Source organism: Leadbetterella sp. DM7 (assembly GCF_040829825.2).
Taxonomy (GTDB): Bacteria; Bacteroidota; Bacteroidia; order Cytophagales; family Spirosomataceae; genus Leadbetterella.
In genome coordinates, this window is the sequence record NZ_JBFOLH020000003.1 from 130,012 (window position 1) to 153,708 (window position 23,697).

The following is a 23,697-nucleotide window of genomic DNA, read 5'->3' on the forward strand; positions in this document are numbered from 1 at the left end:
TGGGAGCAATCGTATTGGGAGCACGCCGGTCATTTTCTACCTTTGGTGAGACTAAATAGAAGGCCAGCATCATTTTATTTTCCGGGATAGGCTATTTCTTATTTTTCAAATCGTCATTGATGATTGTCCGGTCATTTTGCTTTACCCCGTTTTGCAAACGGCCAAAATTATAATAAAAATTTACGCTAAAAGTTCTGTTAAAACTGTCTGAGAAATTTGTTTGTGTGAAATCTCCCCGGTTTATAACCGTTCTATTTCTGTAATAGTAAGTCCATGGATTATTAACTGTCAGGCTTATTTTTGCCTTTTTATCAAATAAACTCTTCGATATTGCAGCGCTGGTCGTGTATCTTTCATTATTATATCCTTGCAAAAATAAATCCCTTGTTGAATAACCCAAATTAAGAGAAAGGCGATACCCCTTGTTCAAGCGATAGCCAATATAAACGTAAATATTGCCCGTGAATCCATTATTCGAAATGTCTTCGCCAAGTTGCTCACCTGAAAAATAAAGATAAGAGATGTGTGCATTTAAATTAAAATTTGTCCGGCCCTTTGAAAAATTGTAATTAAAATTATCACCAATTCTTCTGACTTTCCCGGAATTTGTAGGCTGTGTAATTGTTATAGTGTCTTGATGGGTATAGGTTACATATTGAATGGAATAATTAGTAAAATTGAAAAACAAACTTGAAGAAAAGGAACTCGACTTGCCATATTTAGAATACGTAAAATCAACATTATGATATTTCGCTGGTTTCAGGTTTACATTGCCTGTAGAAACAAATAAGCTGTTAGAATTATCGACATAAGGATTTAACTGGAAAATACCGGGACGCTGTATCCTTTGGTTATATGATAAGTTAAACGTTCCAAGTTTATTGTAGTTCTTCTGCAAAATAAAAGAGGGTAAAAAATTGGTGTAATCAAAATCGAGGTTATTATCCCCTGATTTAAATATTGCGTTTTCATTTGTCTTCTCCAAACGCCCCCCTGCCTTCCAGTCAAGGCTGAATAACTTGAAAGAATAGCTGTTGTATATGCTTAGAATATTTTGATCATGAATATAAGAATTAGTATTTACAGGTGTAGTAGTAGAATTTGTCAATCCATTCTGATTAGACTCACTAAAGTTTGACCTGAAGACACCCTTAGTGCCACCTTCTACCGACCATTTTTTGAATGGATAGATTAAGTCAATTTGGCCCGTATGCTCATTCATTCCAAAAATATTTTCCTGTGAATAATTTTGCTGCGTAGTATTTTGTTCTCCGCCATAGGTAGCTACGTTAGATTGGTAATTATCAAGCCGTAAATAATTGTAGGAAGTAGTTAAGGTCGCATCCTTATTTTTCTTGAATCTATTTTGATAATTTAGGGAAATATTTTTATTTCCAAGTTTTAAAGTTCTGTCAATTAATTCGTTATAAAATTGTTGTAAGTTTCCCGGAGTGGCTAAAGTATTATTAAAAACACTGTTAGTACGGTCGGGAAAGTTATAATAAGTTAAAGATGCTGTCAATAAATTCAAGGTGTCGATGTCGAAACTTATTTCAGTTGTGCTGAACACAAAGTATCCTCTTGATTTTTTTGTACCTTCTTGGTTAATTACTTCAAAGCCCTGGGCGTTATCTTGAATTGTTCCCTGTCTCAGATCAGGTTGATGTTGTCGGTTATAACCTACGCTTTCAGATATAGCAATCTTCCCGTGCCGTATGGATAGCGCCCCATTTAAACCAGGTCCTATAGGATAATCGTAAGATGCACCAATTGTACCGTTGTACCCATTGTTCAAATTTTTCTTCGTAATAATATTGACAATGCCATTTACCCCTTCAGCATCATATCTTGAAGAAGGATGTGAGATGATTTCAACCTTTTTTATACTACTTGCTGGCATTGATTTTAATACACTTTCGGGATTCCCCTGTAAAGACTGAGCAGGCCTTCCATTTATGTAGAATTTGAAATCGGTACTGCCTTTCATTAGCACTTTTTCATTACTATTTACGGAAAGTAATGGTACTTTCTTTAATATATCTAAAAGATTTTTTGTAGTATTCTCAGGATCATCACTGACATTATATTCGAGGCCTTCTATCGTTGGTTTTATTAACGGCCTGCTGCCCTTTATTACCACTTCATTAAGGATTTTGGAATCTTTAACCAGGTATATATGTCCTAAATTTAGTAGGGTATCGGAAGATGGGATATTAAAAGTCTTGACATATGTTTGATATCCCACCGCAGTAATTACAAACCGATAGTTTTTTTCTGAAATTAATTGAGTGGTCATCAGTCCCTTCGAATCTACAAAAATAGAATCAACAGCCTTTATGTCGCCATCATATAATTTAATTACTGCAGTAGATACTTCCGTATGATTAATTGAATCGAGAATACTAAGACGGACTGTAGTAATTGACTGCCCTTTTACACCCAGGCCCTTAAAAATGAAAAACGAAGTAAAAACTACACACCAAAGAAAAGATTTCATGGGATTGCTAATTTAATTAAATTTTTTAGCAAAAAAGTTTGCATTTTTATATATTAGCATATCGGTAATAATACACATATATTATTTCACCCAATATTCTAATTGCGAATAATAAAATTACCGATTAAAATTAATTCTCTTGGGAATAATATAATTAAAACGCCAAATATTTAAACACCATGAGGAATTTATTCAGCTTTTTAAGTTTAATGTTGTTCACCAACTTCAGTGCTTTTTCCCAGGGTCTTCAATTCGATGACATCATTTACTCGTTGGAAAACCTGGCCAGCCCCGCCAAAATAGAAAAGAGATTAAGTGATGCTGGCTTGAAGGTGAGCTTCAGAACACCCGAGTTTACAGTTTTTCAAAATGTCAAAGATTCAAATGAAGTAATCTACGTATCACCTGAATCTTTTAAGTATGAATTTCCAAGCGAGAACGATCCCTCTTTCCAAAGGTGGGCTTCAAATTTTAATACAATTCCTGAAATTAAGTCTTTAGGCGGCTACTTACAATCAAAAGGGGAGTTTAATAAGGAGTGGATGACTTTTATGCTCTATTATGCCAGCCCGGAATATATCTATAAAGTGGCTTCGTATACCGACTATAACCATAGGGTACCCATTAAATTTTTATGTCTTTATATTGACAAACGAACAGGAAGCAGCCCATTAGAAACAGAGCTATTTAAACCATGGTCAAAAAGGAAAAATCAATGAGGTTAAATTATTTTATACTCCTTTTAATGATAGTTCCCCCGATTTCTTTTAGTCAGAGTGTTTTTAAAGGCACATTAGTTAATGCGAGAAGAGCCTACCGGTTTCCTATGTCCAGCTTTCTTTATTGAAAGCTGACTCTATCATTTTAACAACGATCCCATTTAACTCTTTAGGCTCATTTACTTTTAATAAAGCGGCGAAAGGAATTTTCTATATTGCTTTGGGCAAAACATTATATGAAAAAATAGATTTCAGGGGTAGCTCAAGTGTATACAAAATGTGATTAAATATTTTAAAAACATGAAGAAGTCCGCCCCGTTTGTATTTTCTATAGCTGGCTTTTTGCTAACCATGAATGTTGCGTTTTGCCAGGCTCTTCCTCAGCTCAAATCGGGTAAGAGCCTGAGAAATACTTTATTTGAAGATTGCATATACCGGCATGTCAGCGGATATGCTATTCTTGAATTCAGAATTAATAAAGATGGAAAAGTAGATAGTAGTAGGGTTACCAGTAAATACTATACCCCGGATAAGGATAGCACAAAACGTTGGGTAGACGCCAAGGATCACACCCTTTTACGATCGTTGGAGTTTGAACCGCAACAGGAAAGTGTTTGGGTGCAGTGTAAAGTATATATATATTTTTACAATGATAGTATTTGGAATATAGATGATCTGAAAGGACTTGAGGCTATGCAGATGTTTGATTACGGATTTAAAGCGCTGTGGAAGAATGAAATAGAGACCTACTTTATCGACTCTGCGGGAAAGTTGAAAGAACACATCATTTTAAATAACAGGCTTATCGTCGCTCCGATATATATCTTTGGACAACTTTAACGATGTGGCAAATGCTGGAGGTAGAAAATTGGAGCAGTATTATTTGTATTTGCTGAGGAATTGATCAGCTGTCGTATTTTGGCCGGATATGGTGCGTAAAGGGATAATGTAGCAGGGTATGCAGAATAGTTAAGGAGAGGGGATTATACTTATTGAAAATAGGAACAAGCTATAGGCTTTAAGGCATGAAAATATTAAGTTTAGCTACTACTTGAAATATGCAGGCTTATAATGTGATTAAATATTTTAAAAACATGAAGACCCCGTTTGTATTTTCTATAGCTGGCTTTTTGCTAACCATGAATGTTGCGTTTTGCCAGGATCTTCCTAAGCCCAAATCGGGTAAGAGCCTGAGAAATATCCTGTTTGAGGATTCTACATACCGGTGGGTCAGCGGATATGCTATTCTTGAATTCAGAATTAATAAAGATGGAAAGGTAGATAGTAGTAGGGTTACCAGTAAATACTATACCCCGGATAAGGATAGTACAAAACGTTTGGTAGACGCAAAAGACCACACCCTTTTACGATCGTTGGAGTTTGAACCGCGAGAAGAAAGTGTTTGGGTGCAGTGTAAAGTATACAGATATGCACACAGCGACAGAGACCGGGATATAAAATATCTTACTATGCGGATGTTTGATTACGGGCTTAAAGCGTTGTGGAAGAGTGAGATAGATACTTACTTTACAGACGCCGAAGGGAAGTTGAAAGAGTACATCATTTTAAACCGCAAATTTATTGTGGCTCCGATATATAGCTATTCAATTACTTAGAGCCATATTGTCGCCCTTTGACACCCCTTTCAATGGATTTCTGTAAATTACGGCAGTAACCCCTCCTCAGCCCTGTCAATTTGTCATAAAAAAGTGCCAAAAAAACGCGTGGCATCAGGATTGTTCATAATGAAACAAAACCTGAATTAAAAATCTTAAAATATAATTATGGGAAAAATAATAGGAATTGACTTAGGAACAACCAACTCATGCGTTGCCGTAATGGAAGGGAATGAGCCGGTGGTAATTGCTAACAGCGAAGGGGCCAGAACCACTCCCTCCATTGTGGCTTTCTTAGACAATGGGGAGAAAAAAGTAGGTGCTCCTGCCAAAAGACAGGCAATTACCAACCCGAAAAATACGATTTCTTCCATCAAACGCTTCATGGGTAAAAAATATTCAGAAGTAGGAGGAGAAATGAAAACCGTAGCGTATGACGTGGAAAAAGGTCCGAACGATACGCCAAGAGTAAAAATAGGTGACCGCCTGTATACGCCGCAGGAAATCTCTGCCTTCATTCTTCAGAAAATGAAATCTACTGCAGAAGATTACCTCGGACAAACCGTGACCGAAGCGGTTATTACCGTACCCGCCTACTTTAACGACGCCGAACGTCAGGCCACCAAAGAAGCCGGTATCATTGCCGGTCTGGATGTAAAACGGATCATCAACGAGCCTACGGCTGCGGCCCTGGCTTATGGCCTCGACAAGCAGGGGAAAGACAGCACCATTGCCGTATTTGACCTGGGTGGCGGTACGTTTGACGTATCGATCCTGGATCTGGGCGACGGCGTGTTTGAAGTGAAATCAACCGACGGTGATACTCACCTGGGCGGTGACGACTTTGACCAGGTGATCATCGAGTGGCTGGCCGACGAATTCAAAAAAGACGAAGGCGTAGACCTGCGGCACGATGCCATGGCTCTTCAACGTCTGAAAGAAGCAGCAGAAAGAGCCAAGATCGAGCTTTCCAGCTCTACCCAGGCAGAAATTAACCTGCCCTACATCTTCCCGGTAGACGGCGTGCCGAAACACCTGGTAAGAACACTGACCCGCGCAAAATTCGAGCAGCTGGCCGACTCCCTGCTGAAAAGAATGATGGAGCCCTGCAAGAGAGCCCTGAAAAATGCCGGTATCTCTGCCAGCCAGATCCATGAAGTAATCCTGGTGGGTGGTTCTACCCGTATTCCTAAAGTACAGGAAGAAGTAGAGGCGTTCTTCGGTAAAAAACCGTCGAAAGGCGTTAACCCGGATGAAGCCGTAGCCATTGGTGCTGCCATCCAGGGAGGCGTGCTGACCGGTGAGGTGAAAGACATCCTGCTGCTCGACGTGATCCCGCTTTCGCTGGGTATCGAAACCATGGGCGGTGTGTTCACCAAAATGATCGATGCCAACACCACCATTCCTACCAATAAGATGGAAGTGTTCTCTACGGCTGCAGATAACCAGCCATCCGTAGAGCTGCACGTACTGCAGGGTGAGCGCCCGATGGCCGCTCAGAACCGTACACTGGGCCGTTTCCACCTCGACAGCATCCCGCCTGCTCCGAGAGGAGTTCCGCAGATCGAAGTGACCTTTGACGTGGACGCCAACGGTATCCTTAACGTTACGGCCAAAGACAAAGGCACCGGCAAAGAGCAGAAGATCCGTATCGAAGCTTCCAGCGGCCTGTCAGATGCTGAGATCCAGCGGATGAAAGACGAGGCGAAAGCCAACGAAGAAGCCGATAAGAAAGAGCGTGAGGTAGTGGAGAAAGTAAACAGCGCCGACTCGCTGATCTTCCAGACTGAGAAGCAGCTGAAAGAATTTGGTGACAAGCTTTCAGAAGGCAATAAAACCGCCATTGAAGGGGCACTTACCGAGCTGAAAGCAGCCCACGGTACCCGCGATATCGCGGCCATCGATTCTGCTACCGAAAAGCTGAATGCCGCATGGCAGGCCGCCAGCCAGGAGATCTACAACGCGCAGCAGGCCACAGCCGGCGCACAGGGTCAGCCTGATGCAGGTACAGGTTCAGCACCCGGTGGAGACGAAGGCGTAACTGACGTTAACTACGAAGAAGTGAAATAATCAGCCATTGCTTATAATGAAAAAGCCCCGGAAACGGGGCTTTTTTGTGTTATGTGTATATAACAAACGTTTGTAGTTCTCGACAAGCCGGGCCGCGCAGGCTCGAACTGACAGGTACGAGTGCCACTTGTCAGTTCGAGCGAAGACGAGAACCCAACTCCTTAAAACACCCCCTTCATCGGCACTGCTAATCATTTTGTTTTCTCAAACAATTTGATATGCTCCATCAGCCGCTCATTTTCCTGTGCAGTGCCCACCGTAATGCGCAGGCAGTCCTTACAAAGGATTACGTTGGTCCGGTCGCGCACTATAATCTTATTTTTCATCAAAAACCGGAACAGCTCTTTCGCCTTTTTAAACCTTACCAGCAGCATATTCGAATCACTCGGAAATACCTTCTCCGTAATTTCCAGGGCTTCCAGCTCTTCTTTCAGGCTCTCGCGCAGTGCCAGGATTTCCTTTACATACGAATCTTTCCGCGCTTCATTCTGCAGCGATTCCAGCAGCTTGGCCTGTGTGAGCTGGTTGATATTGTAAGGATATTTCACCTTGTTCAGAATTTTGATGATCTCCCGGTGCGCATAGGCAGAACCGATACGCAGGCCGGCCATTCCCCAGGCCTTTGAAAACGTCTGGATCACCACCAGGTTCGGGTAGCTGTCCAGCTCGCTCAAAAAAGAAGGCTGGTCTGAGAAATCCATGTAGGCTTCATCCACCACCACCATCTTGTGCGGGAAAGCCTTTACAATCTGCAGAATGGCATGACGGTCAGCCAGGTTGCCGCTGGGATTGTTCGGCGAGCATACCCAGATGATCTTTGTAGCAGAATTGACCGCATCAAAAACGGTATCCAGGTCTATGGCAAAATCATCGGTTAACGGCGCTTCCTGCACAAATACCTCCTGGATATCCGCACACACTTTGTACATGCCGTAAGTAGGCGGAAGAATAAGGATATTATCCTTTTTCGGTTCGCAGGTAATCTTGATCAGGAGATCAATGGCCTCATCCGAGCCGTTGCCCAGGAAAATATTTTCCGGCGATACGCCTTTGATCGCTGCCAGCTTTTCTTTGCAGGCCCACTGGTAAGGATCAGGATACCGGTTGAAATCTTCTCCGGTAACCGACTGAAAAGGGTTTTCGTTGGCATCCAGAAATGTTCCTTCCCTGCCCGAATACTCATCGCGGGCAGAAGAATAGGGGGTAAGCTTTATAAAATTCGGACGAATAAATTCAGGTACTTCCATGGTTAATGATATATTGGCCTGCAAAGTTATAATTTAGAAAAAAAAATTAACCTTTTTCGAAAAAAACATTCTAATTAGAAAAGACAAATACGATTTAAGCGAAATTTTTCATTGAAGGCGGCATACGTAAAAAAAATTAAAACCAAAGATCAGGTAAGCAGAATATATTTGTTTAATTAGCACCTGAGATGTACCATGTAAACCAGTACTTATGAGAGAAGCTGTGCGTGACTACCTGATGGAACTTCAGGATACGATTTGCCGGGAATTGGAAGTCGCTGATGATAAGGGGAAATTTAAAGAAGATCTGTGGCAGCATGAAACAGGCGGCGGGGGACGTTCCCGCGTAATATCCAAAGGCAGGATCATTGAAAAAGGTGGCGTGAACTTTTCAGAGGTGACGGGTAAAGTGACAGAATCCCTCAAAAACCTCCTCAAGCTGAAAGATGAGCCCGATTACCTGGCCACCGGCGTGTCTATTGTGCTTCACCCGGATAACCCCTACGTACCCATTATTCATATGAATGTGCGGTACTTCGAGCTTTCTGACGGGCAATGCTGGTTTGGCGGGGGAATAGACCTTACCCCGCATTACGTAGACCCCAGGCAGGCCCGCTTATTTCATGAACGCCTGAAGGCCGTATGCGATCAGACCGACCCGGCCTTTTACCCGGCTTTTAAGAAATGGGCCGACGAGTATTTTTATATCCGGCACCGGCACGAGTCGCGCGGAATAGGCGGTATTTTTTACGACTACCTGAAGCCCGATGAGCTTATCCCGCAAACCGGTACCCGGCACAGCCGGCAGGAGCTCTTCAGCTTTATGCAGAACGTAGGCAATGCCTTTGCCCCGGTTTACCTCGAAATGATCCAGCATAACCACTCCAAAGCCTATACTTCTGAGGAAAAGAAATGGCAGTTGCTGAGACGGGGCAGGTATGCTGAGTTTAACCTGGTATGGGACCGGGGTACCCGCTTCGGGCTGGAGTCGAACGGCCGTATCGAATCTATCCTGATGAGCCTGCCGCCCCAGGCCAACTGGGAGTATAACCATGAGCCCAAAGAAGGCAGCCGCGAATACGAGACGTTGCAGTATCTGCGTACCGTAACCGACTGGATCAGCTGAAATAAGAGAGGTCCCAGTGCCCGGCAGGGTCATAAAAGATGCTTCCCCGGCGAATTTCCAGGGGCGAGGCAAAGTTATTGGTATATAGCTTGCCCGTGCCCAGTCCCTGGGGCAACGGATTGTCAAATTCACCGGTAAGCTGGCAGATGGCATTCAGGCCGATGTTCGATTCCAGCGCTGAGGTGATCCACCAGCCGATGCCCGCTTTTCCGGCAGCCCGGATCCATTCCCGGCTGCCGCTAACCCCACCCATGAGGCTGGGTTTCAGAATAATATAGTGCGGTTTTACGGCGGCCAGGAGGGCTTCTTTCCGGTGTGAATTACCGATCAGCTCTTCGTCGAGGGCAATCGGCACCGGGGTACCTTCACACAAAGCGGCCAGGGCATCTTCCTGGCCGGCCGCTATGGGCTGCTCAATGGAGTGCAGGTCATACGCCGACAGGCGCTTTAGCTTTTCCATGGCTTCTGCAGGCGTAAAGGCCCCGTTAGCGTCGACCCGTAAGACCAGGTTTTCGGTCGAAAACTCGGTACGGATAAATTGCAGCAGCCCCAGCTCTTCCTCAAAATCAATAGCGCCGATCTTCAGCTTAATGGTCGTAAACCCTGCCCCGATCTTTTCCACGATCTGCTTCCGCATAAAATCTTTCGGACCCATCCAGATGAGGCCGTTGATCGGAACGGGGGTATGCCGCTTATAAAAATGATTATCGAAAATCTTCCGTACCCCACCGTTCCCGAGGTCGGAGAAGGCGGTTTCCAGGGCAAATTTTACCGAAGGAAAAGCGCTGAGCTCTTCTTCTTTCCATTCTCCGCGGTTGATCTCCCCGCAGATGGCCCGGAGCTTCTCTTCAGCTACCGCACCGAAATCAGGACTTAAGCCGGCAAGCGGACCCGCTTCGCCGAGCCCGAAGACCTCCGGAGTTTCCTGATTCCATACTTTAATGTAGCAGGAGTCCTTTTTTCGTAAAACTCCGCGGGAAGTTCCTGCGTCAAAACTAAAATTTAGCGTATGTTTGTAGAAATGTGCCCGTAACATGATTACTTATCCCCTGCATCTGGTCTACAAAGGTATCACTTCCTTCAGAAATTATCTTTTCGACAAAGGAATTTTGAAAGAATATGCACCGGAGGTCTTCACCATTGGTGTGGGCAACCTGACCGTAGGCGGAACAGGAAAAACCCCCATGGTGAATTACCTCTGCCGTTTGCTCCGGGACAGGCACATAGGGGTGATCAGTAGGGGATACGGGCGGAAAACGAAGGGTTTTCTGCCGGTTACAGCAGAAAGCCCTCCCGAAACAGTGGGCGACGAACCCTGCATGATGGCCCGGCAGAATCCCGGTGTACGGTTTTTTGTTGCTGAAGACCGGGTGAATGGCTACCGGCTGGCGCATGCTGCGGCCCCGGAAATTGATACGTTTATTTTCGACGATGTTTTTCAGCACCGTTACCTTCAACCGCACCTTCGTATCCTGCTGTCAGATTACCAGCGCCCGTTCTACCGCGATCACGTCCTGCCTTACGGCCGTTTACGCGAAGCACGGGCCGGTGCACGCAGGGCAGACGTCATTGTCGTTACCAAATACACCGGCCATCCGGGCGAACAGGAGGCTATAATCAGCGATATCCGGGCATATTCCCGGCCGGATGTACTCGTGTTTTTTGCAGCTTATGCTCCTGAGCCTCCGGTCAATGCACAGCAGGAGGTACTTCCGTACGGAGAAGAGGTGATACTGGTTTCTGCGCTGGCCAACAATACCCAATTCTACCGCCAGCAGGCCGAAAACTATACCGTATTAAAGCATTTTACCTTCCGCGATCATTACAAAATACCGGCAGCGAAGATCCGGGAGATCCTTGAGCCCGGTAAGCCGGTGATCACTACGGGAAAAGACATGGTCAAGATCAGGGAGCTGCTGAGCCCAGGAGATCTGCCGCGTTTTTATGTTCCTGAAATTAAAGTAAAAATGGACGATTCGTTCGCAAATTACATCAGAAGTCAGGTGAGATTCGTTTAAAATAAAGTATTTTTGTGCCAGAATTAATAAGGGATGTTGAAGTACCGGATACTCTTCTTGTGCGTTTTTATAGGTTTCAGAGCCTGGTCTCAGGTATTGGATGATTCTACCCGGCAGATTTACAGCAACAAAACGGTGGAGTATTTTTATGAGAACGATGTGCTCCGGAACATTCACCGGGCCTACAATCCCGATTCTTCCCTGAAAACGTATCATATTTCCAGTCCTTTACGAAAATCGGGCTGGCTTTACCAGGACCTGGGCAATGTAGGTACGGCCTCCCGCCCGCTGTTATTTGAAAAAAATACGGAAGCCGGCCAGCAGATGGGAATGGACGTGAACCGGCTATATGCCCCCCGTACGGCCGATTTTAAATACTACAACACCCGTTCACCCTATACTTACCTGGCCTTCCAGCAGGGAGGCGGACATACCCAGTTTGAAGTAACCCACAGCCAGAATATCAACCCCAGGCTGAACCTGACCCTGAATATTTTCAAGTTTAATTCGGGCAAGCAATACGGTTTTCTGCGCAGTGAAGAAGTGCTGGTCAACCACTGGCGGTACGACATTTCAGGAAATTATACGTCCAAAAACGAGAAATACCGTGTATTGGCCACTTTCTACCATTTTAACCATAAGCATTTTGAACAGGGGGGAATAGGGGGCGGAGATACACTCAGCCTGAGCAACCTGGAAAGTAAATATTCGCGGAATTACGATGCCGCGCTGAAAGGCAACATCTTTAACCGCGAACGGTGGAATAATTTTCACCTGTACCAGCAGTTCCTGATGAAAAATGCTTTGCAGACCTTCCACACACTTGACTACGAAAGAAAATATTACTCGTTCGAGGACCCCGCATTTACCGATAGTACCAGTGCGCTGGTTTACCGGGTAGCAACCCCTGAAAAGGCCGATACGCTGCACTATAGCTACCGCTTCCACACCATTTCCAATAAATTCGGCTTTAAAGGGCTGTACAGGGGTTTTAACTACCAGGTGTATGCCAGGAGCCGCCTTTACAAGCTCACGAATGCCTATTATCCGTCTTTTGCCGAAAAATGGCACCCTGAGCTCTATGCCGGCGGCCTGCTGGGGTATGTTTTCCCCGATTCTACCAATACCCTCGACGTAAAAGCAGAAATAGAAAGCTATAAAAATTACCTTCTCGACGCCACCCTGGTGTATAAGGGCTTTGAAATCGGGTTTTACAATTCGGCCGGTCCGGCAGGGCTTTTCTACCAGAAATTTACGAACGGAGTGGTGGATTACAACGGAAACAAATCGCTTGACCCGGTTAATACCAAGCATCTTTCCGTTCGTTTCCCGGTAGAGTGGAAGTCCTTCTCCCTGGTTCCGGGAGCCCGCTGGACAAGCATCAGGAACTATACCTTCCTGCGCGATGTGGATGAGGTAAGCCAGTCGGCCCGTGACCTTAACCTGCTTACGGTTTCCCTGAATGCCGGCTATAAAAGCAGAATTTTTGAGGCGCGTTACAAGCTTTTTTTCAATACTACCAGTGACGGTTCTGTGTATCCCGTACCTGATTTTATTCATACGGCCAACCTGGAATTCAATTTCCTCTACGCCCATGTATTGAGAATCTACAGCGGTGTGGATATCTTCCTGCAGTCAAAATACCGCGGGCAGTACTATTCGCCCCTGGTGAATCATTTTGTGGCCGTGCAGGGCCAGCAGGTGGGTGGCGTACCGGTGATGGACCTGTATATAAAATTCCCGATCAGCAAAGGCCGGATAGCCCTGAACTGGCAATTTGTGAACAAAGGATTGGGCTGGAACGGCGTATTTACCACGCCGGGATACGTGGGGCAGCCGGGAGCGCTGATCCTGAAGATCGACTGGCCGCTGTTTGATTAATGCTCAGAAAATTTTCTCCAGGTGAGATTCGAAATAGAGAACAGGCTCGGCAATACCGGCCTGGATTTCGCCGATCATATCCTCCAGGGCCAGCTTATTGAAATCCTCCAGCTTTACCGCGTTGGTAAAGCTCAGCTGGATAGCAAAATTAAAAGTTTCGGGGTCCAGCTGTTCCACTAATTTATAGGCTTTGATGTCTTCTACCCAGGTATTCAGCGTATCAGTAGCCTTAAATGCAAGTCCCGGGAAATCGTTTTCGTACCGTACGGGTACTACAAAGGTCAGGTTTTTAATGATCACACCGCACGACTTTCGTTAACAAACCAGGAAGCTTTGGCAATCAGGAAATACGCTCCGAAGAGGATTCCGCTGAAAAGCAGGTCACCCACCAGCATATTCTTAAAGAAGGGCAGGCCCGCCTGGTAAGAAGCAATGATACCGGAGAGGTTATGGGGGTAGTGCCCGAGCGCAGGATCAGCTACAGGGGCCTCGGGATAAAAGAAGGCAAAATTAGTGATCAGGAAAAACAGGATAGAAGCCGTTAAGCTGGCCATAACCACCTGCAAAACACTGATTTTTCTGAGCAGGTAATAACCGGCCGCAAAAATGACCGCAAAGGTAGAATACACCATCAGGGTAGCACTGTGAAAACCGTAGCCGTTCTTTAGCTCAATCAGCAGGTCGCTGAGCAGAAGCGCCACCAGGGGCACCCCGATCTTCCATTTCCAATCTTTAAATATAGCCGCTGAAAATAGCATAACAGCTACCATAGGTGTAGCGTTGATCGGGTGTTCTACCACTCTTAACGCAACAACCAGGAAAACCAGCACTGCTGCCAAAAGACTTTTACGGGTATCAGGTTTCATTACTTTCCGGATTTTTTTACAAAAATAAGGAAGTTTTCTCAATCTTTCAGTACCCAGGTATCTTTACTTCCCCCTCCCTGCGAGGAATTGACCACCAGTGAGCCTTTTTTCAGGGCCACACGGGTCAGTCCGCCGGGCGTTACATGAATATCTTCTCCGAAAAGAATATACGGCCGGAGGTCTACATGCCGCGGCTCAATATCATCGCCGATCAGGCAGGGTGACGTGGAGAGGGAAATAGTAGGCTGGGCAATATAATTTCTCGGGTTGCTTTTGATCTTGTTTCTGAAAATTTCGTGCTCTTCTTTCGTAGATTTCGGGCCGATGAGCATACCATATCCACCGGCTTCATTGGCTTCTTTCACCACCAGCTTCTCAATGTTTTCCAATACGTATTTCATGCTCGACGGGTCTTCACAGAGATACGTCTCCACGTTCCGGATAATCGGGTCTTCGCCCAGGTAGTAATTGATGATCTTCGGAACGTAAGCATACACCACCTTGTCATCGGCCACGCCCGTGCCCAGGGCATTGGCCAGCCCGAGGTTTCCCTTCCTATAGGCATTAAACAGGTTAGGCACCCCGATCAATGAATTGGGGTTAAACGTCAGGGGATCGATATACACATCATCCAGGCGGCGGTAAAGCACATCCACCGTCTTAAAGCCTTTGGTGGTTCTGAGCTTCAGGAGGTCGTTTTCCACCACCAGGTCGCGGTAGTCTACCAGTTCCACGCCCATCTGCATGGCCAGGTACGAATGCTCGTAATAGGCTGAATTGTAGATGCCGGGCGTAAGAACGGCAATGGTGGGTTCTGATTTACCCGAAATATATTGGAGAACCTCAAAGAGCTTGTCGGTGTATTCGCTGATAGACCGCACTTTTGCTTTGGAAATAAGCTTGGAAAGTCCCTGCTTGGAGAGCTCACGGCCCTGGAGCATATACGAAACCCCGGAAGGGCACCTCAGGTTATCTTCGAGCACCACAAACTCACCCTGTGCATTGCGGATAAGGTCTGTGCCGGTAATGTGAATGTAGATGTCTTTCAGTGGCCTTACATTCATACACTCGCGGATAAACCCTTTGCTGCTGAAGATGGTATCTGAGGGAATAACCTTGTCTTTTAGTATTTTCTGATCGGAATAAATGTCAAGGAGAAACTCGTTCAGGGCCTTGATACGCTGCTTCAGCCCGCGTTCCAGCATGGCCCATTCCCTGGCCCGGATCACCCTCGGGATAATATCGATAGGAATGATCCGCTCCATTCCACCTTCCTCAGAATACACGTTAAAAGTGATCCCCATATTCATCATGGAGGCTTCCAGGTTTTTCTGCCTCATCTTCAGTTCTTCGAGGCTAAGGCTGTTGAAATAGTTGTATATCACTTCAAGTCCTTCGCGCGGCTGGGAGTCCAGCGCGTTCAGTTCATCAAAGATGCCGTTGGTTTTATAATTCGCAAAATTCATACGTACTGCCGCCTGGGATAAAAAATTAAATATAAGCATTTATGTGATATACGATATAAAATTCCAGTAAAATGGTAAAATATTTCGATTTTTTCCTGAAATTATACTACGCAAAAAAATAAGAGTCCGGAAAATAAAATTCTGCTGTGGGATTTGAAAAATTGTTGTAATTTTGCACCCGTCAAAGGCGGGATGGTGGAACTGGTAGACACGCTACTTTGAGGGGGTAGTGGGCGTAAGCCTGTGAGAGTTCGAATCTCTTTCCCGTCACCGGTAAGGCCTGGGTAGTAATACCCGGGCTTTTTTCTTTTATACTGCGGTCAAAAAAATCCTGTATTGCCTCCATTTTTTATCCGGAGTTCAGAAGAGTTAATAAATAACTTCGTAGGTTTGCGAAATAATCGACAAAACTTATGAAACCAGAAAACAAAAAAATCAACGAAAAGCCCCCCGGAAAGAAAACGGCTGAAGAACCTAAAAAGCTGTCTAAAGCGGGCGAATGGATGAGGAGCGGGAAGTCTCTTTTTACGATTATAGATATGAAAGCGGTGTTGAAGTAGTGAAACGATTCCTCTTAGACACCAATATCCTCGTTTTTTTAGCCGGTGGAGAGATGGATCAATTAAGCCGGGAAGTTAAGATTATAATAGAGGACTATACGAATCGTCTTGAGACCAGCTCTGTTTCGTTAATTGAGTTGGTACAGCTATACCGGATCGGGAAAATTAAATTGAAGAAAGGGGAGACCATAGAAACTGTTCTAAACAGCTTTGGCAAAACAATCGGCATTTATGTGGCTAACTTTACGGAAAAGCATATCAGGGCGCTATCGTGCCTTGAAGTAACGGATGGTCATAACGACCCGTTTGATCATGCCATTATATCGCATGCGATCTCTGACCGTTACACGCTTATTTCTTCCGACAGTAAATTCAGGCACTATAAAAACCAGAGCCTGAGCTTTGTATACAACAAAAGGTAGAGCAGAGGCCCTACTTTTGGGTGATCTGCTCCGCCAGGAAAGCAATTCCTTCCGCAAATGATTTGGGCGAGTACCCCAGCACTTTTACAGGCTTGTCCAGGATAAACCCGGTACGGGCCGGGCGCCTGGCCGTTTGCCTGAACTGCGAGCCGTCTGTTTCATTGATAAGCGACTTGTTCAGTCCGAAGTAATCGGCGGTCATTATCGCCATCTGGTAAGGAGTAAGCAGGTCTTTCCCGCTGATATTAAAAATACCTTCCGCACGTTGCCGGGCAATCAATATGCAACCGTCTGCCAGGTCTTCGGCCAGGGTAGGCGTACGCCACTGGTCATTGACCACCTGGATGGCTTTACCGCTTTCCAGCGAATTTTTCACCCATAAAATAATGTTGGAGCGGCTCATATCGTGCGCTATACCGTACACCAGGATGGTCCGGGCTATAGCCCACTTGAGCCTGCTGTGCATAACCAGCTTTTCGGCCGCATATTTGCTCCACCCGTAAAAGCTGACCGGGCTGGCCTCTGCTTCTTCGGTGTACGGACCGTCTGCCCCGTCAAAAATGAAGTCGGTAGACAGGTGTAGAAAAAAAGAACCCGTCTTTTCAGCGGCTTCCAGGAGGTATTCCGTAGCGGTTACGTTCAGCTTCCAGCACTCCTCTTTCTCTGTTTCGCATTGGTCTACGTTGGTCATGGCGGCGGTATGGATAACCACTTCCGGAACGTGCTGCCCGAATACCTCGTCTACCTGCTGCTTATCGGTAATGTCCAGCGAAGCAAACGTGTAGCCCGCAGTGAAAGGCAAGCGGTTTTGCCCGCGTGCGGTAGCAATCACCTGCACACCGGCAACGCCAGCCAGCTTCTGAACCAGCTTTTGGCCGAGAAGGCCGTTAGAACCCGTAATCAGTATTCTCATATGTCTAAATTTTAGTGGTGCCATCCGCAGCTTTGCCTTAGCACGCTGTAATGGTACTACTATAAGTAGTGATAACCGTATTTTTTAGTGATTTTCTTTCTTTTCATTTTTTTCATGGAGATCTTCATCTTCTGATCTTCTTCAGGCCGGTTGAACGAATCGGTCTTTACTCCGGCAATCTCGTCAACCAGGGCTGTACTGCCTACTACTTCTCCGAAAACAGTATAGTTTTTATCCAGGTGAGGGGTTCCGCCCAGGGTTTTATAGACCGTGCGCTGCTCTTCGGTATATTTTACACCGTTGCGGCTTTCAAAATTATTCAGCTCGGTATCACTGAACTTTTTACCCTGTACAATATAAAACTGGCAGGCGCTCGATTTCTTCTCGGGGTTTCCGTCGCGTGCCGCTGCCAGCACACCCTTTTTGTGAAAACGGGCCGGGTTATACTCAAACGGTATCCGTTCCAGCTCATCACCGCCGCTGCCCAGCCGGGCTCTTTTCTCTGCATTGCGGGAGGCCGGATCACCGCCCTGGATCATGAAATTTTCAATCACCCGGTGAAAAAGCAGCCCGTTGTAAAAATGTGACTTCACCAGCTTTTGAAAATTGGCTTTGTGCAGCGGGGTTTCATCATACAAAACAAAATGCAGCTTCCCTTTACCGCTCTCCAGGGTATAGAGGTAATCTTTCTTTTGCGAAAAGGCAGATGCACTGAGCACCAGGAGAGAAACAAATACAACTATTTTTTTCATGGGTATTCACACACTATTCATTAAACACACTTATGGGTTCCTCTTGATTTGGGCCAGAATTTCGCGGCCACCGTTTTCCAGTACCTGTAAGGCCACTGCCCTGCCCAACTCAGCCGGCGCAGTACCTGTCTGTTCTATCGTTATGGTGCTTTGTCCGTCTAGCGAGGTAATACCGCCGGTAAACCGGATACCCTGGTCCGTATTCCGGGCATATCCGAAAACCGGTATGGAGCATCCGCCCTTCATTTCTTTCAGGAATGTCCTTTCCGCTACCAGGCATTTTTCAGTCTGGGTGTCGTTACAGGCCTCTTTCACGATTTTTTTAATTTCACTATCCAGGCTTACCGCAATTTCAACCGCTATGGTTCCCTGGCCCACAGGCGGAATAAATTCATTCAGGGGAAAACGGTGAACAATGAGCTCATTGTAGTTCATGCGGTTAACGCCGGCAAAGGCCAGGGCCAGCGCGTCGCATTGGCCGTCCCGCATTTTTTTCAGGCGGGTTTGCAGGTTGCCCCGCATGTTGACCAGTTGAATATGGGGATAATGCTTTTTGAAAAAGGCTATCCTTCTTACAGATGAGGTACCTACGATCAGGGGCTGGGATAGATCTACCGGCCGGTCAGAAATCAGCACGTCGTTGGGTTCTTCCCGCTCGGTAAAAGCAATAATTTCAAAGGCATCGCCCAGATCAGATTGCATATCTTTAGCCGAGTGAACGGCAATATGAATCTCATTATTCAGGAGTTTTTCTTCCAATTCTTCCGTAAATACACCCTTGCTGCCGATTTTGGATAAAGCAACATCCAGCACTTTATCGCCCCGGGTTTCCATGGCCACGATCTCCGTTTCCGCACCCGCAGCTTCAAGGCGCTGCTGAATATAACGGGCCTGCCATAAAGCAAGCTGACTGGCTCTTGTTCCTATTTTTATTTTCAATGTTCTATAATTTCATAAAGTAATATACGCCGGTAAAACCCGTAACAAAGCCCCACAGCGCCCCGATGATCACCTGGCGCAGGTTATGCGCGCCCAAAATTAAGCGTGCAGAAGAAATTATCCCAACCAGGACCAGGATTATGAGGATGGCCGGCACCAGCCTGACGTCTCCGTACCGATAAAATAGTGCCGCAAATACTCCCAAAGCCCCTGAAATGCCCGAAACATGCGCGCTGATCTTATCGAAAAAATTCATCACGAACAAGCCCGTGATATTGACGGCCATCGACACAAAAATAACGGCTGTAGGCATAAAGACGCTGCCTTTTGCATTTAAGAAATAAGCAACGGCAAAGAAAAAGGCAGAGGTAAAAAGGTATACACGGGGCCTTTCACGCCGGTTATTGAGGGTAAAATCGTTGATAAATTTCATCCGGTACTGCAGGTATACAAAAAGCAGCGGGATGATGGCCGTATACGTAACTGTCAGCATGAAAAGGGCCAGGAACAGCTTCGGACCCATAAACAGGTAAAAAAGCGGCAGGGGAGCCAGCCACTTCAACGCCAGTACCAGGTAAGAAGGGATGAATACGGGATGCAGTATGTAGGAAATTCCTTTTGCTGTTTTTTGAAGCACCATAAAAACGGGTTAAATCTCTTTTCTCAAACGGGCCACCGGAATTCCCAGTTGTTCCCGGTACTTGGCCACGGTTCTCCGGGCTATGTTGTATCCTTTGGCCTTTAGCAGCTTCTCCAGCTTATCGTCAGAGTAAGGCGACGTTTTCACTTCTTCGTCAATGAGTGCCCTGAGAATATTTTTTACTTCACGGCTCGAAGCGTCCTCGCCCGATTCCGTAGCAATTCCTTCCGAAAAGAAATATTTCAAGGGATAAATTCCGAAATCTGTCTGCACCGATTTGCTGTTGGCCACCCGCGAAACCGTAGAAATATCCATGTCGATCTTATCGGCAATATCTTTCAGGATCATGGGCTTCAGCTTATTTTCATCGCCTTCCACAAAAAAGCTGTACTGGAAATCCACGATGGCTTCCATGGTTTTCAGCAGGGTCTGCTGCCGTTGCTTGATGGCATCAATAAACCATTTGGCGGCGTCCAGCTTCTGCTTCACAAACGTAACGGTTTCCCTGATCTGCTTGTTTTGCTTGTCGCCCCGCGAGTAGGTATCCAGCATGTCTGAAAACGATTTGCTGATCCGGAGGTCCGGGGCATTTTTCGAATTCAGGATGATCTCCATCTTCCCGTTTAAATAGGTAACAATAAAATCGGCCATCAGGTAGGCCACATTGTGCGATGTGGAGATGATATTGCCCGGCTTGGGGTTCAGCCGCGTGATGAGCTGGAAAACGTTTTTCAGGGTTTCATCGTCTATTCCCAGCTTCTTCTGTATCTTATCGAAGTGCTTTTTGCTAAACTCGTCGAAATAGTCTTCCAGGATGGTCAGGGCCAGGTTGCTCTCTGCCGAGTTCGTCTTTTTTTCAATCTGGAGGATCAGGCATTCCTGGAGGTCACGGGCGCCAATGCCGGCCGGCTCAAATTTCTGTATCTTTTTTAAAACCCCTTCAACTTCTTCTTCGTTGGTATAAATGTTCTGGCTGAAAGCCAGGTCGTTGCAGATAGACCGGAGCGAGCGCCTCAGGTAGCCGTCATCTTCTATAGAGCCTATCAGCTGCTTCCCGATCATGGTTTGCTTGTCATTGAGCTGTAAAAAGCCCAGCTGCTGCATAAGCGACTCCTGCAAAGAATCTACAGACACCACGGGCATGACTTCCCGGGCCTCTTCGTGGTAATTGTCTGACATCTTATAGCCGCCGTACTCATCGCCGTCACTCCGGTAGTCTTTCAGGTTGAAGTCGTCCAGGCTGTAGGTATCAATGCTCTGGTGGTCGTTGTTATCTTCAGAATAGGAATCTTCCCCGTTAACCGAATATTTTTCCTGCTCCATGCTTTTTCCTTCTTCCAGGGCCGGGTTGATTTCCAGCTCTTCCTCTATTCTCTGGGCCAGTTCTGCAGTGGGAATCTGCAGAAGCTTAATGAACTGGATCTGCTGAGGCGATAGCCTCTGCTGCAGAGATTGGTTAAGGATAAGTTTTTGCATTGGTGAGATCATTTATAACGGATTGCCGGAATTCATTCCCAAAGTTACTAAAACCGATGAAAGTTGTCAAATGCCCGGCTGATGGTTCCCATTTTCATTTCGGTTTCCACCCACTCCCTGTCGGGCTGGGAATCTTCCGTAATACCGCCGCCGGCGTATACATACGCTATGCCGTCTTCTACCTTCAGTGTACGGAGGTTCACGAACAGGTGACTCTCCGCATCTACATTGACGGGCCCCAGGTAACCGCTGTAAAATTCCCGGTCGTAGCCTTCAATATCGTCAATGATCTTTTCGGAGCTCTCTTTGGGCATGCCGCAGATGGCCGGGGTAGGGTGGAGCAGGTTAAGCATGACCGAGCTGAGGTTCGGAAAATTCACCTCCCGGTTATCTATGCTGTAGAACGTTCTCAGGTGAAGCAGGTTGCCTGCTTTAACCGTTTTGGGGCCTTCTTCTTCATATTCGCGCACCCGTATTTTTTTGAGGCAGTTGATGATGTACCGCCCCACTATGGCCTGTTCTTCGATTTCCTTGTGGGTCCAGAGGGCATCTACCGGCTTTATTTCTTTTCCGTTGCGGTCAAAGGCCGACTGCGTACCGGCCAGCGACATGGTGGTGAAGACCCCGTCACGGTTTTGAGAGACCAGCACTTCGGGTGAAGCCCCCAGCCAGACCTGCTTATTGTCAGGAAGGTGCACCAGGCTGACCATAGCATCCTGATGCGAAGTGCTCAGGCTTGTAAAGGCAGAAAAAAAGTTGCTTTCCGTGATTCTGCCCAAAGGCTTGCGGCGTGAAAGTACCACTTTCCGTGCCTCACCCTGTCGTATCCGGGTCAGAATCTGCTGTACCTTTGCCTGGTACTCTTCTTCGTCATTGGGGTGGGGCAGGGTCTCAAAGGCAAAGCCCGTGTCGCTCTGAAGCAGGTCAGGAGTACACTTCAGGTCAGAAATATCTATCTGGGGTTCCCGTAAATTCACTTCCCTTTCAAAATCAGCTTTCAGGAACAAAACCGGCGAACCACCGGTTTTAAAGGGGGCAAAGGCAAACCCGGAAGGCAATTCCTCAAAATCTACTTTTTCAAGATGAAGGAAAGGATCATACGATACCAGCAGCCGGAACGTGTCGTGCCGCGGTAGCCGGTAAGCCGCAAAAGGTACACCTGAAGCGATCAGGCCGTTAATCAGGACAGAGGTGTCAACACTATTTTCCGTAACTAACATATCCGTCGTCTTCCGGTTTCAGTTCGGCGTTATTGTATTTGGAAGGGCATTTTAAAAGGATTTTGTCGGCCTCAAAATAGCCTCCTTCCAGGTTCATCCGGCCCACTACCACTACTTTCTCCGACTTCTCCATATCCTGGGGTTTGGGCTGATGGTGAACTACCCGGTATTGGTTATCCAGGGAATCGATCATCAGGAATTCAAACTGGTTGGGATTGACCGAGGGCTCATAACGAATCCCTATAGGCTCACCCTTTGCATTTTTAGGCAATTCACCTACTACGTGCACCGCTTTGGTATTTCCCTGCTCAGCCAGCTCTTTGGCCTCTTTGAAGCTCAGGTATGTGCTGGCATCTCCAATGGTGGAAATGATCATGGTTATCGCCACCGCAATCACACCCAACGCGATAATATGACTTTTTTTCATGCCCTTTTATTTCTTGTGATTTTCTACTTCTTTTTCTAACCGCGTTACTTTTCTGTCCAGGAAAAACAGGTAGGCCAGAAATCCGGTCACCACAATAAGAAGGCCTGCCACCACTACATAAATTTTACCTTCCGAGCGCATGACGTCGGCCATTTCAGCAGTTTGAAGTAAACTCAGGAGTTTCATCCGTTTATCGTTTCGTTAATTAATTTGATTCGTATCCGCAGGCTGGCAATCCAGGTCCCGATAATGATCCACCCCAGCACGGCCGGGTAAAACACCATACGCATTTTTAAGTCCATATCGCTACCGAACGCCGGGTTGCCCCCGTTGCCGGGGTGCAGCGAGTCGGTCAGTCGGGGCAATATCCACACCAGGGGCATAAAAGAGGCAAAAGCAAAGATATTGTAGATGCCGGAAAGACGGGCCCGTCGCTGTTCGTCGTCAAAGGAGCCCCGCAGGATAAAATAGGCCGAATAGATCAGGAGACCCACTTCTACCGCTATCAGCTTGGGGTCTTTGGGCAACCAGTCGCCCCAGGTGAAATTTCCCCAGAGCATGCCGGTCAGGAAACCCAGCACCCCGAAAACCACGCTTACCGCTGCAAACTGCGAAGCATAGATGTCGTCGCGGATATCGCCTTTCCGCAGGTATTTTACCGAAAATACCAGTGAGCTGATCATCAGGGCCATCATGGAGAACCACATGGGCACATGAAAATAAACCATCCGGATGGTCTCATTGAGGATCTCACGGCGGGGCGTTTCTCCTAAAAATCCAAAAAATACACTAAAAATGAGCAAGGCCGCTCCCAGGAATTTCCACCAGTATTTTCTCATGTT

Annotated in this window: 23 protein-coding genes and 1 tRNA gene; 9 read left to right on the forward strand and 15 right to left on the reverse strand. The window is 46.3% G+C overall.

The genetic code is table 11. From position 1 onward, the window contains the following. Positions 1–91 precede the first annotated feature (91 nt). On the reverse strand, positions 92–2,497 hold the full coding sequence (locus AB2U10_RS04265) for a TonB-dependent receptor (protein ID WP_367913244.1): 2,406 nt from the start codon (positions 2,495–2,497) through the stop codon (positions 92–94). 179 nt (positions 2,498–2,676) lie between these two features. Here AB2U10_RS04265 and AB2U10_RS04270 point away from each other — a divergent pair, with 179 nt between their 5' ends. From AB2U10_RS04270 to dnaK, 4 genes are all read left to right on the forward strand, one after another. Next, positions 2,677–3,216, forward strand: coding sequence for a hypothetical protein (locus AB2U10_RS04270; RefSeq protein ID WP_367913243.1), 540 nt, complete (start codon positions 2,677–2,679; stop codon positions 3,214–3,216). Between the two features lie 300 nt (positions 3,217–3,516). Beyond that, the gene (locus AB2U10_RS04275; protein ID WP_367913242.1) at positions 3,517–4,056 is read left to right on the forward strand and encodes an energy transducer TonB; all 540 of its coding nucleotides are present in this window, start codon (positions 3,517–3,519) and stop codon (positions 4,054–4,056) included. A 254-nt stretch (positions 4,057–4,310) separates the two neighbouring features. Further along, the gene (locus AB2U10_RS04280) at positions 4,311–4,832 is read left to right on the forward strand and encodes a hypothetical protein (protein ID WP_367913241.1); all 522 of its coding nucleotides are present in this window, start codon (positions 4,311–4,313) and stop codon (positions 4,830–4,832) included. A 168-nt stretch (positions 4,833–5,000) separates the two neighbouring features. Then, a complete protein-coding gene (gene dnaK / locus AB2U10_RS04285; protein WP_367913240.1) occupies positions 5,001–6,902 on the forward strand; it encodes a molecular chaperone DnaK in 1,902 nt (633 codons plus the stop codon). 191 nt (positions 6,903–7,093) lie between these two features. Here dnaK and hisC read toward each other — a convergent pair whose 3' ends face one another. Then, positions 7,094–8,149, reverse strand: a complete 1,056-nt coding sequence (hisC, locus tag AB2U10_RS04290) for a histidinol-phosphate transaminase (protein WP_367913239.1) — start codon at positions 8,147–8,149, stop codon at positions 7,094–7,096. A gap of 211 nt (positions 8,150–8,360) precedes the next feature. On the opposite strand from hisC, the gene hemF reads away from it, so the two are divergent. Continuing rightward, positions 8,361–9,275 carry an oxygen-dependent coproporphyrinogen oxidase gene (hemF, locus tag AB2U10_RS04295; protein ID WP_367913238.1) on the forward strand — a complete coding sequence of 305 codons (915 nt, stop codon included), beginning with the start codon at positions 8,361–8,363 and terminating at the stop codon, positions 9,273–9,275. On the opposite strand, the gene AB2U10_RS04300 is transcribed toward hemF, so the two are convergent. Then, complete coding sequence (locus AB2U10_RS04300; RefSeq protein WP_367913237.1) at positions 9,268–10,311, reverse strand: o-succinylbenzoate synthase; 1,044 nt, start codon at positions 10,309–10,311, stop codon at positions 9,268–9,270. The two genes, hemF and AB2U10_RS04300, sit on opposite strands and share 8 nt — an antisense overlap. Here AB2U10_RS04300 and lpxK point away from each other — a divergent pair. Together lpxK and AB2U10_RS04310 are read left to right on the forward strand one after the other, a co-directional pair. After that, positions 10,310–11,293: a tetraacyldisaccharide 4'-kinase gene (gene lpxK, locus AB2U10_RS04305; RefSeq protein WP_367913236.1), complete on the forward strand. Its 984-nt coding sequence runs from the start codon at positions 10,310–10,312 to the stop codon at positions 11,291–11,293. The genes AB2U10_RS04300 and lpxK overlap by 2 nt on opposite strands. 33 nt (positions 11,294–11,326) lie before the next feature. After that, entirely contained in the window at positions 11,327–13,174 is a 1,848-nt protein-coding gene (locus AB2U10_RS04310) for a putative porin (RefSeq protein WP_367913235.1), read from the forward strand. 3 nt (positions 13,175–13,177) lie between these two features. On the opposite strand, the gene AB2U10_RS04315 is transcribed toward AB2U10_RS04310, so the two are convergent. From AB2U10_RS04315 to AB2U10_RS04325, 3 genes are read right to left on the reverse strand one after another with little or no spacing between them, the layout of a single operon-like run. Beyond that, positions 13,178–13,474, reverse strand: a complete 297-nt coding sequence (locus AB2U10_RS04315) for a hypothetical protein (RefSeq protein ID WP_367913234.1) — start codon at positions 13,472–13,474, stop codon at positions 13,178–13,180. Further along, complete coding sequence (locus AB2U10_RS04320) at positions 13,471–14,040, reverse strand: DUF6580 family putative transport protein (protein WP_367913233.1); 570 nt, start codon at positions 14,038–14,040, stop codon at positions 13,471–13,473. The genes AB2U10_RS04315 and AB2U10_RS04320 overlap by 4 nt, the downstream gene beginning before the upstream one ends. Positions 14,041–14,078: 38 nt before the next feature. Then, positions 14,079–15,506, reverse strand: a complete 1,428-nt coding sequence (locus AB2U10_RS04325; protein WP_367913232.1) for a circularly permuted type 2 ATP-grasp protein — start codon at positions 15,504–15,506, stop codon at positions 14,079–14,081. A gap of 186 nt (positions 15,507–15,692) precedes the next feature. On the opposite strand from AB2U10_RS04325, the gene AB2U10_RS04330 reads away from it, so the two are divergent. After that, a tRNA-Leu gene (locus tag AB2U10_RS04330) sits at positions 15,693–15,776 on the forward strand. A 229-nt stretch (positions 15,777–16,005) separates the two neighbouring features. Beyond that, positions 16,006–16,488 carry a type II toxin-antitoxin system VapC family toxin gene (locus AB2U10_RS04335; RefSeq protein WP_367913231.1) on the forward strand — a complete coding sequence of 161 codons (483 nt, stop codon included), beginning with the start codon at positions 16,006–16,008 and terminating at the stop codon, positions 16,486–16,488. A 10-nt stretch (positions 16,489–16,498) separates the two neighbouring features. On the opposite strand, the gene AB2U10_RS04340 is transcribed toward AB2U10_RS04335, so the two are convergent. From AB2U10_RS04340 to ccsA, 9 genes are read right to left on the reverse strand one after another with little or no spacing between them, the layout of a single operon-like run. Next, entirely contained in the window at positions 16,499–17,401 is a 903-nt protein-coding gene (locus tag AB2U10_RS04340) for an SDR family oxidoreductase (protein ID WP_367913230.1), read from the reverse strand. Positions 17,402–17,460: 59 nt separating this feature from the next. Next, positions 17,461–18,153 carry a peptidylprolyl isomerase gene (locus tag AB2U10_RS04345; protein WP_367913229.1) on the reverse strand — a complete coding sequence of 231 codons (693 nt, stop codon included), beginning with the start codon at positions 18,151–18,153 and terminating at the stop codon, positions 17,461–17,463. A gap of 30 nt (positions 18,154–18,183) precedes the next feature. Beyond that, the gene (gene hemC / locus AB2U10_RS04350) at positions 18,184–19,092 is read right to left on the reverse strand and encodes a hydroxymethylbilane synthase (protein WP_367913228.1); all 909 of its coding nucleotides are present in this window, start codon (positions 19,090–19,092) and stop codon (positions 18,184–18,186) included. Between the two features lie 4 nt (positions 19,093–19,096). Next, complete coding sequence (locus AB2U10_RS04355) at positions 19,097–19,732, reverse strand: phosphatase PAP2 family protein (RefSeq protein WP_367913227.1); 636 nt, start codon at positions 19,730–19,732, stop codon at positions 19,097–19,099. Positions 19,733–19,741: 9 nt separating this feature from the next. Beyond that, the gene (gene rpoN / locus AB2U10_RS04360; RefSeq protein ID WP_367913226.1) at positions 19,742–21,208 is read right to left on the reverse strand and encodes an RNA polymerase factor sigma-54; all 1,467 of its coding nucleotides are present in this window, start codon (positions 21,206–21,208) and stop codon (positions 19,742–19,744) included. Between the two features lie 47 nt (positions 21,209–21,255). Next, entirely contained in the window at positions 21,256–22,428 is a 1,173-nt protein-coding gene (locus AB2U10_RS04365; RefSeq protein WP_367913225.1) for a chorismate-binding protein, read from the reverse strand. Then, positions 22,409–22,855, reverse strand: coding sequence for a cytochrome c maturation protein CcmE domain-containing protein (locus tag AB2U10_RS04370; protein ID WP_367913224.1), 447 nt, complete (start codon positions 22,853–22,855; stop codon positions 22,409–22,411). Before AB2U10_RS04370 ends, AB2U10_RS04365 begins: the two co-directional genes overlap by 20 nt. Positions 22,856–22,861: 6 nt before the next feature. Continuing rightward, positions 22,862–23,041, reverse strand: a complete 180-nt coding sequence (locus AB2U10_RS04375) for a CcmD family protein (RefSeq protein WP_367913223.1) — start codon at positions 23,039–23,041, stop codon at positions 22,862–22,864. Further along, complete coding sequence (gene ccsA / locus AB2U10_RS04380; protein ID WP_367913222.1) at positions 23,038–23,694, reverse strand: cytochrome c biogenesis protein CcsA; 657 nt, start codon at positions 23,692–23,694, stop codon at positions 23,038–23,040. The genes AB2U10_RS04375 and ccsA overlap by 4 nt, the downstream gene beginning before the upstream one ends. Between the last annotated feature and the right edge of the window lie 3 nt (positions 23,695–23,697).

Bases quoted from the DNA above. Each gene is read 5' to 3' on its own strand.
- AB2U10_RS04265 (WP_367913244.1), bottom strand. From the start codon at position 2,497: ATGAAATCTTTTCTTTGGTGTGTAGTTTTTACTTCGTTTTTCATTTTT.
- AB2U10_RS04270 (WP_367913243.1), top strand. From the start codon at position 2,677: ATGAGGAATTTATTCAGCTTTTTAAGTTTAATGTTGTTCACCAACTTC.
- AB2U10_RS04275 (WP_367913242.1), top strand. From the start codon at position 3,517: ATGAAGAAGTCCGCCCCGTTTGTATTTTCTATAGCTGGCTTTTTGCTA.
- AB2U10_RS04280 (WP_367913241.1), top strand. From the start codon at position 4,311: ATGAAGACCCCGTTTGTATTTTCTATAGCTGGCTTTTTGCTAACCATG.
- dnaK (WP_367913240.1), top strand. From the start codon at position 5,001: ATGGGAAAAATAATAGGAATTGACTTAGGAACAACCAACTCATGCGTT.
- hisC (WP_367913239.1), bottom strand. From the start codon at position 8,149: ATGGAAGTACCTGAATTTATTCGTCCGAATTTTATAAAGCTTACCCCC.
- hemF (WP_367913238.1), top strand. From the start codon at position 8,361: ATGAGAGAAGCTGTGCGTGACTACCTGATGGAACTTCAGGATACGATT.
- lpxK (WP_367913236.1), top strand. From the start codon at position 10,310: ATGATTACTTATCCCCTGCATCTGGTCTACAAAGGTATCACTTCCTTC.
- AB2U10_RS04300 (WP_367913237.1), bottom strand. From the start codon at position 10,311: ATGTTACGGGCACATTTCTACAAACATACGCTAAATTTTAGTTTTGAC.
- AB2U10_RS04310 (WP_367913235.1), top strand. From the start codon at position 11,327: ATGTTGAAGTACCGGATACTCTTCTTGTGCGTTTTTATAGGTTTCAGA.
- AB2U10_RS04320 (WP_367913233.1), bottom strand. From the start codon at position 14,040: ATGAAACCTGATACCCGTAAAAGTCTTTTGGCAGCAGTGCTGGTTTTC.
- AB2U10_RS04325 (WP_367913232.1), bottom strand. From the start codon at position 15,506: ATGAATTTTGCGAATTATAAAACCAACGGCATCTTTGATGAACTGAAC.
- AB2U10_RS04335 (WP_367913231.1), top strand. From the start codon at position 16,006: ATGGATGAGGAGCGGGAAGTCTCTTTTTACGATTATAGATATGAAAGC.
- AB2U10_RS04340 (WP_367913230.1), bottom strand. From the start codon at position 17,401: ATGAGAATACTGATTACGGGTTCTAACGGCCTTCTCGGCCAAAAGCTG.
- AB2U10_RS04345 (WP_367913229.1), bottom strand. From the start codon at position 18,153: ATGAAAAAAATAGTTGTATTTGTTTCTCTCCTGGTGCTCAGTGCATCT.
- AB2U10_RS04355 (WP_367913227.1), bottom strand. From the start codon at position 19,732: ATGGTGCTTCAAAAAACAGCAAAAGGAATTTCCTACATACTGCATCCC.
- rpoN (WP_367913226.1), bottom strand. From the start codon at position 21,208: ATGCAAAAACTTATCCTTAACCAATCTCTGCAGCAGAGGCTATCGCCT.
- AB2U10_RS04365 (WP_367913225.1), bottom strand. From the start codon at position 22,428: ATGTTAGTTACGGAAAATAGTGTTGACACCTCTGTCCTGATTAACGGC.
- AB2U10_RS04370 (WP_367913224.1), bottom strand. From the start codon at position 22,855: ATGAAAAAAAGTCATATTATCGCGTTGGGTGTGATTGCGGTGGCGATA.
- AB2U10_RS04375 (WP_367913223.1), bottom strand. From the start codon at position 23,041: ATGAAACTCCTGAGTTTACTTCAAACTGCTGAAATGGCCGACGTCATG.
- ccsA (WP_367913222.1), bottom strand. From the start codon at position 23,694: ATGAGAAAATACTGGTGGAAATTCCTGGGAGCGGCCTTGCTCATTTTT.